This is a genomic window from Oceanirhabdus seepicola, assembly GCF_023684385.1.
Classification (GTDB): Bacteria; Bacillota; Clostridia; order Clostridiales; family Clostridiaceae; genus Oceanirhabdus; species Oceanirhabdus seepicola.
Window position 1 is genome coordinate 356,471 of record NZ_JAGSOJ010000001.1, and the last position, 16,523, is coordinate 372,993.

The following is a 16,523-nucleotide window of genomic DNA, read 5'->3' on the forward strand; positions in this document are numbered from 1 at the left end:
TTCCTCAGATGTTTTTTTTAATGTATAATGGATAATTGATAATAGAGAATGGTGGTAGTTTCTGCTTTAGGGCAGAAACTACATTTTGTTGGTCTTTAGAACAAAAGCTTTTACTCATTTTATTTTAGAATAAAATATTGTAGTTTCTTATTATATATTTAAACTACTAGCTTCCTTTCTTGATTCATGAAACTCTTTTATTGTGTCTTAGCTTCTTAACTGATTATTGATTTTTATATCAACATACACTTTGAATAATATGAATAATTAGAAACAATCTCCTATTATTCATAACTAATATTAAATTTCACACTACTTATGATGCGGTTCACCGTACAGTATGCAACAGCGGTTTTTAGGAAACGTGAAGATACAGACTTAACCATCCTCTAATAACCTCATTACGTCAACATATCTTCTATTTAGATTCCCCCTATTTCTATCATATAATTTCTCTATATACTAATTAATTTCTAATATTCTTACCATTACTGAATCTATATTGTTAAAATAATCATCTGCATTTGGTTCAACAATTATATCTGGAACAAATGAGTCTATGTCTTCACTTAAGGGTTCGAAATATTGGGTTGAATAACTTGTTTCGGTATTAGTGTTACTTAATTTCAAACGCTGAACTTCTCCATAATGGTTTGGTTTAGCACCTGTAGGTTCACCAATAAAAGTCGCGTTGGTTTCATTTTCAAATTTTAAAGTATTTTGTATTGCAGATGAAAATGTGTTTCTTCCAACTATTACAAACAATTTTTCATGATGGTCTAGACTCTTTCTTTTTTTAAGTTCAGCAAAAAATGGATCTAATATAAGTGCACTTCCGCCCCCGTTATTCCTTAAATCAATTACAAATTTATTTATAGAATTATTATCAATAAAGTCAAAAAGCTCGTTGTTAAAATCCGAAAAAGATTTACCCTTCATATTATAACAAACATTGTATTGAAAATATAACAACTTTTCTTCTTCAAGAAATTCATACCAATAATTTTTTTCACTATTCTTTAGATATAGCATTTTTTCAGATTTATCCGCACTTCCATTCTGTAAACCCCACTGACTAGGTTTAACTTCAACACTTTCTTCATTTCCATTTTTGTCCATAAAAATGAATTTTACTGTTTCCGAGTCGGTGATTTTTAAACCATTTAAAAATTCTGTAAGAATTATATATTTTGCAAATTTTCTTTTAAACCAAGATTCATTTTCATGAGGAATGATAGGTCGAAATAGCTCTATAATTGCTTCAACACTTTTCCCATTTATCCCTTTTAGTTTAAAACCAATGTATTCACTATATTCAGGTACAGAATCTAATAAATAAATTCCATCATTAAAATAGTAAAATTTAAGCGGATATGATTCTTCGCTATTAAACACAAATGATGTATGTGAATCACCTATGGAAGCTATCAATCTACTCACTTCAACAATCATTTCATCATCTGTTAGTGTGGGTATTTTTTCTTTTATACTTTTTACATTAGCTAAAAACTCTTCTTCTTCTACTTTAAAGAATAAATTTTTATGATTTTTAGGCAATTGTTTCGATATAAATTCAATATCAGCTAACCATTTAGCATCTCTATCACCATTAACTTTTGGACTGTGGTTTAATTCCCTCAAAGTCGCAAAGTCATTAAACTCAAAGGTGTTTTTTATTTGGTTTATTAAAGATTGATAATTATTGTAGTCATTAGCTTGACATACAAAATTCATTTCTAAAAATATATCTTTTTCTTGAAGAATATATGTAGTGATTATCTCATCATTCACTTCAAGTTTAATTTTATATCCTCTATTTCCGCCAACACTACATTCTTCAACGTTAATATCTTTTTCAATTTGTTTCAAAATTTCTTGAATATAATTTTCTGTATATGGATAGATTCGAGTTGCCGTTACTTTCAATGAAATTTGATTATCCTCTGTTGAAAAAATCACTAGATTTCTATCATCTACTGGTTCTAGCCAATTTGATGGATATTGTATAGTATAATAATCATTAGAATACGTTCTAAATTCACTCAGCCCCTCGTTTTTATTATCACAGCCTACAAATAAAAAGCTTATTATTACTAGTATTGATAATACACTCACCCTTTTTATAATTTTCATTTTATATTCCCCCTTATTATTCAAACTACAAATATGTTTCTAGCTAATATTTATAGTTTATTTCCATTATATAATGCTGTCATCCATTACATCACTACTGTACTATTCAAATAGTACACCCACGCACCAATACTGTCAATAGCTTTTTGTTAATTATTTCATATCAGCTTTTAAATGAAATAAACACATATATCATATTTTTTATACTATACAAATGTTAATTATTTATTTAGAGTTACATATAGAAATGTTGAGTGTAAATGCTAAATATAATAAATGTTAAGCCAAAAATAAAAATGTTCAACTTTTACACTTTCTCATATCCTACTTAATTAAATTTTTAATTTCATAAAACACTGAATTTGAGCCATTACTCTAAAATCACACTAGATATTTTTATATAAAAAAACACTTACTAAAAAATTAGCAAGTGTTTTGTGGTGACTCACCAGGGAATCGAACCCTGGACACCATGATTAAAAGTCATGCGCTCTACCGACTGAGCTAGTGAATCATATTACCTGGCAACGTCTAACTCTCCCACACCGTCTCCAGCGCAGTACCATCAGCGCTATGAAGCTTAACAATCCTGGTAAAGTCCTATTGTTTCACCACCAATAAACTAAAGGTTCTGACCTTAGTCAGAACCCTCCACCGTTGTCCACAGTCAACTGTCCACTCACCACTACTCTTTTATTCTTTCACCGCCACCCATAACTCACATTCATAATCTTCATTATTTATTTCTCCATATGGGTAAACTTCAACATCTGCTATTCCAGCTATTTCATATTTTGTAGCCGGCAACCACTCTGTAAAGACTCTCTTAATATTTTTCTGTAATGTTTTATTAACTGGACCAATACTTTTAAATACTGCCCAAGTTGCTTCAGGTAGAACTTTCACTTCTAAGCCCTCTTTTATCTCTTTTCCATTATAAGGTACTGCAATCATATAATTAAATGTATCATCATTACCATCTTCTTTAGGCAAGCATATACCATATATTTCTTCTTTAGAGTTGTATTCATCTAACTGCTCACAATTAATTTCACTCAACTCATTGCAGTTGAATTTTCTCCAAAACTCAGGTATTTCTTTAAAGTTTCTACCATCTCTAGTTGTAAACTCTTTACATACCCCAACAACTTGAAGCTTCTCTCTTTTAACAATCTTATAATTCATCTCAATATCTCCTTTTATCTGTATTTGAAAGGACAATGGAAGATATGCTTTTAATACTGATTTCTTCGAACGAGCTTCTTTAGGTGATATACCATGAATCTGTTTAAATGCTCTCGAGAAGGCCTCTGGAGAAGAATACCCATAAGCCAACGCTAAATCAATTATCTTTGTATTACTATTGATTAATTCCTTAGCAGCTAATGTCATTCTTCTCTTCCTTACATATTCATTAAATGGTATATCAGTCACATACTGAAATATTCTGCAAAAATACTCCTTTGATAAATAGGACTTTTTTGCCAACTCATCAATCTCAATATCACCTTTTAGATTTTCCTCAATATATTCAATACAGCTAGAAAAGCGTTCTAACCACTTCATATTCCATCACCCCTCAAAAATAGTATATCAACGTTTTTAATCTACTTCATGATAATAACTGCTTTATAAAATCACGCTTAAATAAAATGGATAATTGAGAATGTATAATGGAAAATGATGGACATTTCAGCTTTATTGCAGAAACTACATTTTATTGTTCTTTAGGACAATATAGGTTTTACTTATTTTATCTTTTGATAAAATATTGTGATATAAATACAATGTTTCACTAAAAGTGAAACGAGTAAAATTCTATTATTTCATTACCAATAAAATATAGGTTCTGACTGCTGTCAGAACCATTCTTCATTATCCATTATACATTTCCCTTAAGTTCTAAAAGGTTTGTATTCTTTTAAATGGAAATATAATTATCCTTGCTTTTCCCAAGATTTTTTCTTTTTTTATGTATGGATTATTCCAATACCTAGAATCCTTTGAGTTTGATCTATTATCTCCTAAAAATAGAAATGAATCATTAGGAACTTCGTAGATTCCCACTCTCAATCCAGGATATATCTCCTTGGTTCTAACTTGCTTCTTTACATATTCTTCATGAATAATCTCACCATTAATATAAACTTCACCACTATCAGTTATCTTAATCTCATCTCCTGGCAATCCAATAACTCGCTTAATTAATTTTTCCCCTAATTCATCAGATTGAAAAACTATAACATCCCCTCTTTTAATATTACTCTTATTATATATCCTTGTAACCATTATTCGATCACTTGGCATAATAGTCGGTTCCATAGAACTAGTAGGAACTATAATATTAAAAAAAACAAATTTATTAAGGATTAAAAACACAATATACGCACCTACAATAGGTACTCCCCATTCAAGCAATATATACTTTATAAAACTCTTTTTGTCCTTGCCCAAAATCTCACCTCATAATCATATAATAGTATAACTATACACTGTACAACTTCAACTATTAAAATAGTAAACCTCTTTCTATTATATGTCAATGTTTATTTAATTTACGCCTCTTTTAACTAACCATACATTATTCCTATTATTGTGCTATACTCTTAATTAAAAATTTTTCTAACGTGTGAGTATGTGTATTAATAGATTCTTCAATAATCTCTTCATCAATAATGTTTTTATTGTTAATATAATCATAAAAATCATATGCACACAGAAGTGATGAAGATGTACCTTTCAGTGCATAAGTCAACCTACATTCAAAATCCAAAAAAACTTCTTTTGAAGTTTCTCTTATAACATGAGAAGTTTGCCATATATATCGTATTCCAGAAAACCCTTTATTAGCCTCTTCTTTTTCATACTTATTTATTAATTTTTTCACTTCCAAAACCCCATTAATTTGACTCCCTAGCATCAAATCTTTCACATTAACAAACCTTATTGATTCTGTAGAGATATTATTTACAACTAAAATATCCATTAGTTTTTCACACAATGATTTCTCTATTGAAATATATATCTTTTCCTTATTGTTTATACCTTTTGCAATATAATTAACTAAATTTATAAATAAATGGTCTTCACAATAATAATAAAACATAGAATGCTTCCCAAATAAATCATCAATTCCCAACCTAGTCACCTCCACTAGTCTTCTTCATACACTTTTTAGTATATTCAACTATTAATTCATCTAAGTGTTGACTCAGCTCAATCACTTCTTTGTCTACCAAAGAAATCCCTTCATTCTTGACAGCTGAGTTTAGCTTTTCTTTGTAAAGTTCAATTTCACTTTTAATAGTTTTACAATTTCTATTTTTATTCATCATAAGCTTATTACCCACCCACCTTCCAAGTTGTCTTATTCTTCAGTATAAAACTTCTTTTTTTATTCTACCACCTAATTCAGCAGAAATTTGTTATATTTTGTAGAATCTTCATTATCTTTGTATATAATGATACTATGCTTGTACATTAGAACACACTTAGCAGCTTTTATTATAACGCTCTATAGTTCTCATAACACAAGTATCAATCCAAAAATAAAAAACCTCATATTCTCTAAAGTACTTAGAAAATATGAGGCTTCTTTATTTATATTTGATTTTCATTGTCAATATTGTACCAGCAAATACAAAAGTTGTTGCATTTGCAATTATTACCGGAAAATCACTTCTACTTATTCCATATATTAGCCACAGAAACACTCCTACTGTGAACATACTATACATACCTAATGATATTCCAGTAGTATTCTTTTCTTTAATAACCTTTATTGCTTGTGGTAAAAAAGAAACCGTTGTCAATAACGCTGCTAACAGCCCTACATACTCTATCATTTATTTACGTTCCAACTTAACAACTGATTCTATATGCGCTGTCTGAGGGAACATATCCACCGGTTGAACTTCTACAGTTTCATATCCCTTCTGTTCAAGAAGTTTAAGATCTCTTGCCAATGTAGCAGGGTCACAAGATACATAGACAATCTTCTTAGGCTCCATTTCCCCAAGTGCATTGATTAATGCTATATCGCATCCTTTTCTTGGAGGGTCGACAACAACAACGTCAGCTTTAATGCCCTGTTTAATCATGTTAGGAATAACCTTTTCAGCTTCTCCTACTATAAATTCTGCATTTTTAACATTGTTTTGTTTTGCATTCTTCTGAGCATCTTTTATTGCTTCTGGAACTACCTCTACTCCATAAACCTTCTTTGCTTTCTCAGAAAGGAATAATGATATAGTTCCTGTTCCACAATAGGCATCAAATACAATTTCTTCCCCTGTTAATTCTGCATACTCAAGTACTTTATTGTAAAGTACTTCTGTTTGTACAGGATTAACTTGATAGAAAGATAATGGAGATATATTAAATTCAAACTTTCCAATATAATCTCTAATGTATTCTTGCCCCCAAAGAGTCTTACACTTATCGCCTAAGATAACATTAGTCCTCTTTGTGTTTATGTTTTGTACTATGCTCGTTACCCCTTCTACATTCTTTTTAAGTACTTCAACAAATGGTTTTATGTCTGGTATATCTGTTCCATTTGTTACAAGTACAATCATTACCTCTCCAGTTACAAAACCTTTTCTTACCATTATGTGTCTGATAAAACCTTCATGTTTTTCTTCATTATAAGGCTGTATGTTGTATTTAAACATCCACCTTCTAGTATATTTAATAATTTTATCAGCCACTTCATCTTGAATATAACAAACATTCATATTAATTATTTCATGGCTTCTGGCAGCGAAAAATCCAATGCTCACTGAATTATTTGAATTTGTCTTATTTATACCAACTGGCAGTTGCACTTTATTTCTGTAAGAATAAGGTTCTTCCATACCTAATGTTGGATGCATAATTACATTCTTAACATTTCCTATTCTAGTTATACAATCAAGTACTCTGTTTGTTTTGAATTGAAGTTGTCCTTCATAAGAAAGATGCTGTAGATTACACCCTCCACATCTATTATATAAGTTACACTTTGGATCTCTTCTTTCATTTGATGGTTCAATAATTTCCATTATTTTACCATAAGCATATTTAGATTTAACTTTAATTATCCTAACTTTTACAATCTCTCCGTCAATAGCCTCTTCAATAAAAATCGGGAAACCGTCAATCTTAGCGATTCCTTCCCCATGATATCCCATTGCCTCTATTCTTACATCTACAACTTGATTTTTTATTACAGGTAAACTTTTATCCATCTATCAATCACCCTTCTGGTTTGTTTTTTCACATGTCTTATCTCTAGTAGACCCTAATCCTTAGTATACCAATTATTTCAGCTATATTCCATTAAAATTTAAAAATATCAATAAAAAAAATCGCGCTACACGCGATTCACGAGCTCAGGCTTTTGAAAAAGCCCAATATCATCGTCACAAGATTCTCTTCGATGCTAGCTCTTCTTGTTCCTTGACCTTGGGCTTTTTCAAAAGCTAATTATATTATTCTACAAAAGTATCACAACAAGTCCTACTACTTGATAGTGCGCCAGGGCCACTTACATGAATATCACTAGCATTACAAAGCATATTTTCATTATACTTACAACTCTGTGCCTCGCACCTTATATTAGGTGACATTTCAATACTCTGACTATTAAATAATTGTTTTACTTGACCTGGAATATTCATATTTGTAATATTTGATAAAGAACTTTTTAAACCTTTTTCTTCAAAAGTACTACATTCAGTGGATACACTTGTATGCGCTGATGCTCCTGCAACGTTAATATTTCTAGCCCCACATAATCCGGAAACATTACTCACGCAATTTGCAGCGTTACAACTTAACCTAGTCATAAATTAATTCCTCCTATTGATATTATTCTCTTAATTTAGGATTATCTATCTATGACTTTTTTATACAAAACAAAAAAAAAAGTGGAGAGTTGACAGTGGACAATCGACAACCTACGTAGGATGTTTTTGGTCTTTAAAACAAGAGGTGTTTACTCATTTTATCTCAAAAATAAAATATTGTATGTTAAATATAATGTTTCATCAAAATGAAACGAATAAACCCTTTATTGTCCTAAAGAACAATATAATTTAGCTTGTGACCTCAGTCAGAAGCATCCATCGTTGTCCAATGTCACCTGTCCCTATCAACTAAAAAAACACACCCTAAGGTGTGTTTAAATTTATATTAGTCAGCTTTACCTGCTATTACAATTCCTCTTTCTCCTTCAACAGTTACGAAAGATCCTTGTTTAAGAATTTTTGTTGCTTCACATGCATCAGCAATAATTGGAATTTCTTTTGCTGTACACTCAATTACAACACTTGAACTTACCTGATCATCTTCCACTATTATTGCACTTACCTTATCTAAAATAGAAAGATATGAATTATCTAAAGTTTCACATACAAGTACATCACCTTCGAAAATAACATCTCCAGCTTCATCAACATTTTTTACGATTTTAACTGAACCGTATCCACTCTTCTTTACTATTCCTTTACCATTAACTAATACATCACCTACAATGTGTACCTTCATCATATTAGTGCTTCCTGCATAGTTCATAGGAATACCTGCTGCTATAACAACAAGGTCTCCTTTAGCAAGGTATCCTCTTTCAGTAGCTATATCTACTGAGGATTCAATCATCTCATCTGTTGAATCTTTCTTCTCAGCAACTACTGGGCAAACTCCCCATCTTAGAGCTAATCTTCTAGCTACATCATCATGTGGTGTAACAGCTAAGATTGTACAATTTGGTCTGTACTTAGAAACATTGTTCGCTGTTTGACCACTTTGTGTAGCAGTTATTACAGCTTTTGCCTTTAATGCTGCTGCACTTGTACATACTGCTATACTTATAGCATCTGGAATACTTGTAATCTTACTATGACTTCTTTCATCTACAGCATCTTCTTTAACTGAATTTTCAGCAGTTATTGCTATATTTGCCATTGTTTTAACAGCTTCAACTGCATATCTACCTTTTGCAGTTTCCCCTGATAACATTATTGCATCAGTTCCATCAAATATAGCATTGGCTACGTCAGATGCTTCAGCTCTTGTTGGTCTTGGATTTCTAATCATAGAATCAAGCATTTGAGTTGCAGTAATAACAGGTTTTCCAGCTTCATTACATTTTTTAATCATCATCTTCTGTGCTAATGGCACTTCCTCTGTAGGAATCTCAACACCTAGATCTCCTCTAGCAACCATTATACCGTCAGAAAGCTTGATAATCTTGTCAATATTATCGACACCTTCTCTATTCTCTATCTTAGAAATGATTTGGATATGCTCTCCACCATTTTCTGTTAAGATTTTTCTTATTGCTACTACATCTGAAGCTTTTCTTACGAATGAAGCAGCTACGTAATCAATTCCCATAGTGATACCGAACTTAAGGTCTGCTATATCTTTTTCAGTTAATGCAGGAAGATTAATTGCAACACCTGGTACGTTAACACCTTTCTTAGTGCTTACTAAACCATTATTTAATACTATACAGTTAATCTTGTTGTCCTCAACGCTAGCAACTCTTAATCCAACAAGACCATCATCTATAAGGATTTTATCTCCTTCTTTAACATCTTTGTAAAGATCTTCATATGTAACGTTACACTTAGTCTCATCACCAATTACATCTTCACCACAATAGATTACAAATTCGCTACCTTCAATTAATTCAACTTCTTTAGCAAATTCACCTGTTCTAATTTCTGGTCCTTTTGTATCTAAAAGGATTGCTACATGTTTCCCTAAACTCTCTCTTACTTCTTTAACTAAATTCATGTTTCCAGTATGCTCACCATGATCTCCATGTGAGAAGTTATGTCTTGAAACATTCATTCCTGCCTTCATCATCTCTGTTAAAGTCTCTTTATTATTTGAAGCTGGTCCAATAGTACATACAATCTTAGTTCTTTTCATTTCTTCCTCCCATAATATCTTTATTTATCATTTGATCTGTAATAACACACTTATAAACAAAATATGTTCTCACAATTTTATATACGGCATATTCAAGTAAATAAGCCTAAGATTAGCGTAAGATTTTAGCTAATTCATATAAATCTTCATCAAAATCTGATTTAGCTTGTAGTGCTTCATTTATATCCATATCGAATACTTTATTGTTCTTAATACCTACAACTCTGGCAGTTCTACCTTCTATTAGAGTATCAATGGCATGAGCACCCAATCTAGCTCCTAAAATTCTATCAAATGTTACCGGACTTCCACCACGTTGAATGTGCCCAAGTATAGTAGCTCTTGATACAACTCCAGTTATATCTTCAATTTCCTTAGCTAACTCATTAGCTCCGCCAACACCCTCAGCTAAGATAATTATATTATGTGTTTTTCCACTATTCTTACCTTCAATTATAGATTTGCAAATTTCATCTAATTTATAATCTTTTTCAGGCACAATAATTTGCTCTGCTCCACCTGCAATACCCGCATAAAGTGCTATATCTCCGCAATGTCTTCCCATTACTTCAATAATACTTACTCTTTCATGTGAAGATGAAGTATCTCTAATTTTATTTAATGCATCTAGTACTGTGTTAACTGCAGTATAGAACCCAATAGTATAATCAGTATACGCTAAATCATTATCTATTGTTCCTGGAAGCCCTACTGTTGCAACTCCTAAGTCTGATAATAGTTTTGCTCCTTGGAAAGAACCATCTCCTCCAATAACTACTAATCCGTCGATTCCAAATACTTTAAGAATATTCACTGCTTTCTTTCTTACTTCTTCTTGTTTAAATTCTTGGCATCTTGCTGTTTTTAAGATTGTGCCTCCCTTATGGATAATATCGGATACACTTGTTCTCGTAAGCTCTTCAATATCACCATTGATAAGGCCAGAGTATCCTCTGTTAATACCCATTACCTTAATACCCTTTGATAAGGCTGTTCTAACAACTGCTCTAACAGCTGGATTCATTCCTGGTGCGTCTCCACCACTTGTTAATACTCCTATGCATTTCATCTGGAATACCCCCTAAGTTTTCTTTTGAATATCTAATTTAAATATATTTTATTAAACTTATTTTAACCAACTTTGAAATATTCATTACTTTTATTTAGTACTAAACATTCCTATAAATTGAATATTAAGAAGCATGATTTGATACAACTTTAACATTTTCACTCCCAAAAATCTCCCGTAATTTAGAAAGTGAATCTACGCTCCCATCAACCCAATATTTATTGTCAGTTAAATAAGCTTTATCGCCTTTTACATAAATTTTAACTGGTGTATCTCCCTTGTAACTATCCAGTGAATGTTCAATATTATTCAAAGCGTGTTTCATATCTGCTTTGTTAAAAACTTGAATATATATATTTTCATCTGAAGATTTTTCAATGACTCTAATATCTTCACATATTACCTTAGGTCTTTCATCCTCTCTGATATTAATGCGTCCTTTTATAATCACAATACTATCTTCATATATTTTTTCTTCATATTGTCTGAGAGTTTTAGGAAATACAATTCCCTCAATCTCCTCATAGACATCTTGAATTTTTATAAACGCCATAAGATCATTTCTTTTAGTTACTTTTTTTGAAACCTCAGATATAATACCACCTAATATTACTCTTTCGTTTTCATTTACGTCATATCTAATCATTATTTCATTTGTATCTTCATCCATAATCTCATTCTCCGAGACAATATCCGAAATTGTTTTTGAGGTCATGTTATTGATAGCACTCTCATATTCTTCAAGAGGATGACCACTTATATATAATCCTGTTACTTCTTTCTCCATAGCTAACAAATGTTTTTTCCTAAATTCTTGAATATTAGGTAATTTCAATGAATTAAAAGCTTCAGTTTGCATTTTTGCACTACTTATTTCAAAAAGACTAATTTGTCCTTCAATATTTCTCTTTTTATCATTTTGTATACCATCAATCACTCGTTCATAAACAGCCATAAGCTGTGATCTCTTACATTCTAATGTGTCAAATGCGCCTCCTTTAATTAAACTCTCAACTGCGCGTTTATTAAGGTGGCTAAATTTTACCTTATTACAAAAATCCATAAAATCCTTAAAATTACCTTTATCTTTTCTACTATGGACAATATCCATGATGGCATTTTCACCAACATTCTTTAATGCACCTAATCCAAACCTGATTCTTTTATCTTTTGGTGTAAATTTATATTCACTTTCATTAATATCAGGTGCAAGTAGTTGAATACCTCTCTTTTCAGCAAATCTAATATAAAATGCAACTTTTTCTGAACTTCCCATTACAGAATTAAGCATAGCTGCAATAAATTCAGTAGGATAGTAACACATCAAGTAAGCTGTTTGGTATGCAACAATAGCATATGCTGCAGCATGAGATTTGTTGAATGCATATGATGCAAAGTCCATCATGGCATCATATATACTATTAGCGGCCTCTTTTGAGATACCATTAGCAATACATCCTGCTACAGTCACTTCTCCATTTTCATCTTTAGCACCATAAACGAAATTCTTTCTCTCTTCTTCCATAACCTTATGCTTCTTTTTAGACATTGCTCTTCTAACAAGGTCACTTCTTCCCATTGAATAACCTGCAAGATCCCTTACTATTTGCATAACTTGCTCTTGATATACCATACATCCATATGTTACATCCAATACACTTTCTAACTCTGGTGTATCATATTCTATCAAGTCTGTATTCTTCTTATATTTTAAATATTTAGGAATAGACGCCATTGGTCCTGGTCTATAAAGACTTATTCCTGCTATAATATCCTCTAATGAATCTGGTTTAAGATCCTTCATAAAACTTGTCATTCCACTAGATTCAAGTTGGAATACACCAGCAGTCTTACCTTCTCCCAGCATCTTATACACATTTTTATCATTATAATCTATATTATCAATGTCTATTTTAACATTGTAATTATCATGAATAATATCAACCGCATCCCTAATAACAGTAAGATTTCTCAACCCCAAAAAGTCCATTTTTAACAAACCTAACTCTTCTAAGGTATTCATATCAAACTGTGCAACAATTGATTCATCTGTTTTTAATAATGGCACATAATTAACTAACTCTTGTGAAGCAATTACAACCCCTGCTGCATGAGTAGATGTGTGCCTAGGCAACCCTTCAAGAGTTTTTGAAATATCTATAAGTTCTTTTACTCTATTGTCTGCTTTGTAAAGTTCTTTAAGTTCCTGATTCATCTCTAAAGCTTTATCTATTGTTATATTCAGAACACTTGGTATCATTTTTGCAATTCTGTCCACTTCATTATATGAATAGTTTAAAGCTCTTCCTACATCTCTAATACATGCTCTAGCTGCCATTGTTCCAAATGTAACAATCTGAGATACATTCTTTTCTCCATATTTATCCACAACATAATCAATAACTTCTTGTCTTCTCTCATAACAAAAGTCTGAATCAATATCTGGCATAGATATTCTTTCAGGATTCAAGAACCTTTCAAAAATCAAATTATATTTTATAGGATCAATTTTAGTTATCCCAAGAGTGTAAGCCACTAAAGAACCTGCGGCACTTCCTCTACCCGGACCTGTCATTATCCCAGTATCATTTGCATATTTAATAAAATCCCATACAATAAGGAAATAATCATCATATCCCATTTGATTGATTATCCCAAGTTCGTATTCTAATCTCTCAGTTAAATCTGTATTTATCTGTGTATATCTTTCTTTTAATCCTTCATAGCATAGTTTTTTTAAATATCCATCAGCTGTTTCTCCTTCTGGTATTGGATACTTAGGAAGTTTCGAAACATGAAACTCATAATCAAAATTACATTTTTCCGCTATCTTCACTGTATTTTCTAATGCTTCCGGTATATCACTAAATAGATTTTTCATCTCATCAGGTGATTTTAAATAGAACTCATCACTTGGGAATCTCATTCTATTCTCATCATCTACTGTTTTTCCAGTTTGGATACATAAAAGAGTGTCATGGGCTACTGAATCTTCTCTTTTTATGTAATGAACATCATTTGTACATATTAAAGGAATATCTAACTCTTCAGCAATCTTAATCAATTCATCGTTTACTTCAAGTTCTTCTTTCATTCCATGATTCTGTAATTCAATGTAATAATCTTCTTCAAAAACCGATTTGTAATCTTTTGCAATACTCCTTGCCTTTTCAAGATTTCCATACATAATTTGTTTTGGGATTTCTCCACCTAAACAAGCACTGGCTGCAATTAGCCCTTCACTATGTTCTTTTAAAAAATTTCTATCTATCCTTGGCTTATAATAAAACCCTTCTACTGACGCAGTTGTTACTATCTTCATTAGATTTTTATATCCAATTTCATTTTTTACCAATAATACAAGGTGATGCGTTTCATTATCGGAGTCACTTCTCTTGATATGCATTGATTTAGGTACTACATACACTTCACACCCTATAATCGGTTTCACCCCTTGTTTCAATGCTTCTTTATAAAATTCAACGCATCCAAACATATTCCCGTGATCTGTGATTGCTATGCTACCCATACCCAATTCTTTTGCTCTTGATATGATATCTTTTATCTTTCCTGAACCATCTAAAAGACTGTACCCAGTATGTACATGTAGATGTGCAAATTTTCCTAATTCTTCTCTCTTAAATTCCCTTACACTGTTAATGATAGCCTACTCCCTTCTACACAGAATAGCATTTCTCATATATTTGCAATAGCGATTTCATACATTAGTCTATTATACTACATTTATAATTTTTTTTAATCAAAAAAATACTTTTCTTCTTTAAAAGAAAAGTACTCTTTAACTTTTTCGTCAAAATACACAATTTTTCTTGTTCACTATGCATAAATTTTATTTCACCATTACTCTTTTTCTTTCCAAAGTCTGTATTTACATTCATAATAATTCCAAGTAAAAAATCTAAAAGCAATTCTTATGGCAAATATAGCTAAAGAATACACGACTATATCTCTCATAATATTACCAGATTTTAAATACTCTTTTAAATAAATCATAGAAAAATTACTTCTTAATAAAGGTGCTACTAAAATAAAAAAAGGTAATCCAATAATATAATCAACTATTATTGTTTTGAAAAAGATATAACTACATTTTCCTTTTTCTCTTGTCTTAATCCATTTTTCTGATGCTACAAAATTTCCTGCCATATTTTACCCCCAAAAAAAATTCTAAACATAAAATCATAATATGAATATAATATCACTCTGAATTATAATATTCAATAAAATTCTTATAATGATTACAAGTTAATTTTCAACATAAAAACGCACGCTGTGCGTACTCTAAAAAGAAGTGGCGAATCTTTTAAAAGAAGTTGAGAATAGAGAGTGGTTCACCACTTACTACTCTCAACTATGTTTTCTATGTTTTTCTCTTCATTTTTTATAATTAGTTTGCCTTTACTTACATTTTATTTCTCCAGCAATTTTTTCGATTTTTCTTAGCCTATGATTAACTCCTGATTTACCAACGGGTGGATCAATAAGTTCACCTAATTCTTTTAAAGAAATATCAGGATATTGAATTCTCAATTCAGCAACTTCTCTAAGATTCTTAGGTAATCTTTGCAAACCTATTTCTCTCTGAATAAGTTTTATACTTTCAATTTGTCTTACAGCTGCATTAACTGTCTTACTTAAATTAGCCGTTTCACAATTAACTAATCTATTAACATTATTTCTCATACTTTTTACGATTCTAACATTTTCAAAAAATAATAAATTAGAATGTGCACCAACAATATTCAATACGTCTATTATTTGCTCTCCTTCTTTCAAATAAACAACATGACTACTTTTTCTCTTAATAACTTTTGAGTTTAAACCATAAGAGTTTATTAAATTCATCAATTCTTGAGCATAATCTTCATTATGAGTAACAAACTCTAAATGATAAGCTTTTTCAGGATTACTAATACTTCCTCCTCCTAATAATCCCCCTCTAAGAAATATTCTCTTAGCGTTGTCATCTATTATTATTTCTTCAGGAATCCCATAATCTAAAGTTATCTGTTCACTTCTACTCAATATCCCTATTTCTTTTAGAAAATCTTTAACGCCCATCTCTTCAGTTATCATAACCAAATAAATATTATTCTTTTTAAGTGAATTACTTCTCTTTACTAGCAATCTTGTGTGTATATTAAAATATTCTTTTAGAATTTTAAATATTAATCTTGCTATTGCAGGATTCTCTGTAGTTGACTTAAAAGCCATTCCTTTAGCTCCACTAAAACTTATTGTACCATTAACTTTCATAATACCTGAAAGAAGCGCAATAGCCTCAGTTTTGCTATTTACTCCTTTTCTACATACTTCTCTTTTAACTTTAGCTGAAAATGACATCTTACTTCTCCCTATACTTTATACTAATATTTCTCTG

Annotated in this window: 13 protein-coding genes and 1 tRNA gene; all 14 read right to left on the minus strand. The window is 30.9% G+C overall.

Annotated features, from left to right (window positions below):
- Positions 1 to 462 precede the first annotated feature (462 nt).
- Entirely contained in the window at positions 463 to 2,133 is a 1,671-nt protein-coding gene (locus tag KDK92_RS01645; protein WP_250857295.1) for a S41 family peptidase, read from the minus strand.
- Between the two features lie 438 nt (positions 2,134 to 2,571).
- Positions 2,572 to 2,647: transfer RNA gene (locus KDK92_RS01650), tRNA-Lys, on the minus strand.
- Positions 2,648 to 2,826: 179 nt separating this feature from the next.
- Complete coding sequence (locus KDK92_RS01655) at positions 2,827 to 3,699, minus strand: AraC family transcriptional regulator (RefSeq protein WP_250857296.1); 873 nt, start codon at positions 3,697 to 3,699, stop codon at positions 2,827 to 2,829.
- A gap of 336 nt (positions 3,700 to 4,035) precedes the next feature.
- The gene (gene lepB / locus KDK92_RS01660; protein WP_250857297.1) at positions 4,036 to 4,587 is read right to left on the minus strand and encodes a signal peptidase I; all 552 of its coding nucleotides are present in this window, start codon (positions 4,585 to 4,587) and stop codon (positions 4,036 to 4,038) included.
- 136 nt (positions 4,588 to 4,723) lie between these two features.
- The gene (locus KDK92_RS01665) at positions 4,724 to 5,272 is read right to left on the minus strand and encodes an MEDS domain-containing protein (RefSeq protein WP_250857298.1); all 549 of its coding nucleotides are present in this window, start codon (positions 5,270 to 5,272) and stop codon (positions 4,724 to 4,726) included.
- 1 nt (position 5,273) lies between these two features.
- Positions 5,274 to 5,468, minus strand: a complete 195-nt coding sequence (locus KDK92_RS01670; RefSeq protein ID WP_250857299.1) for an aspartyl-phosphate phosphatase Spo0E family protein — start codon at positions 5,466 to 5,468, stop codon at positions 5,274 to 5,276.
- A gap of 261 nt (positions 5,469 to 5,729) precedes the next feature.
- Positions 5,730 to 5,978 carry a SemiSWEET transporter gene (locus tag KDK92_RS01675; RefSeq protein WP_250857300.1) on the minus strand — a complete coding sequence of 83 codons (249 nt, stop codon included), beginning with the start codon at positions 5,976 to 5,978 and terminating at the stop codon, positions 5,730 to 5,732.
- Entirely contained in the window at positions 5,979 to 7,361 is a 1,383-nt protein-coding gene (gene rlmD / locus KDK92_RS01680) for a 23S rRNA (uracil(1939)-C(5))-methyltransferase RlmD (protein ID WP_250857301.1), read from the minus strand.
- A 243-nt stretch (positions 7,362 to 7,604) separates the two neighbouring features.
- The gene (locus KDK92_RS01685; RefSeq protein ID WP_250857302.1) at positions 7,605 to 7,961 is read right to left on the minus strand and encodes a DUF1540 domain-containing protein; all 357 of its coding nucleotides are present in this window, start codon (positions 7,959 to 7,961) and stop codon (positions 7,605 to 7,607) included.
- 346 nt (positions 7,962 to 8,307) lie between these two features.
- On the minus strand, positions 8,308 to 10,053 hold the full coding sequence (gene pyk, locus KDK92_RS01690) for a pyruvate kinase (protein ID WP_250857303.1): 1,746 nt from the start codon (positions 10,051 to 10,053) through the stop codon (positions 8,308 to 8,310).
- Positions 10,054 to 10,165: 112 nt separating this feature from the next.
- Complete coding sequence (pfkA, locus tag KDK92_RS01695) at positions 10,166 to 11,122, minus strand: 6-phosphofructokinase (RefSeq protein ID WP_250857304.1); 957 nt, start codon at positions 11,120 to 11,122, stop codon at positions 10,166 to 10,168.
- 124 nt (positions 11,123 to 11,246) lie between these two features.
- Positions 11,247 to 14,783 (minus strand): DNA polymerase III subunit alpha, encoded by a 3,537-nt coding sequence (locus KDK92_RS01700; protein WP_420852323.1) that lies wholly within the window; start codon positions 14,781 to 14,783, stop codon positions 11,247 to 11,249.
- 200 nt (positions 14,784 to 14,983) lie between these two features.
- Entirely contained in the window at positions 14,984 to 15,289 is a 306-nt protein-coding gene (locus KDK92_RS01705) for a hypothetical protein (protein WP_250857305.1), read from the minus strand.
- 252 nt (positions 15,290 to 15,541) lie between these two features.
- On the minus strand, positions 15,542 to 16,486 hold the full coding sequence (gene whiA, locus KDK92_RS01710; protein ID WP_250857306.1) for a DNA-binding protein WhiA: 945 nt from the start codon (positions 16,484 to 16,486) through the stop codon (positions 15,542 to 15,544).
- Positions 16,487 to 16,523: the final 37 nt, after the last annotated feature.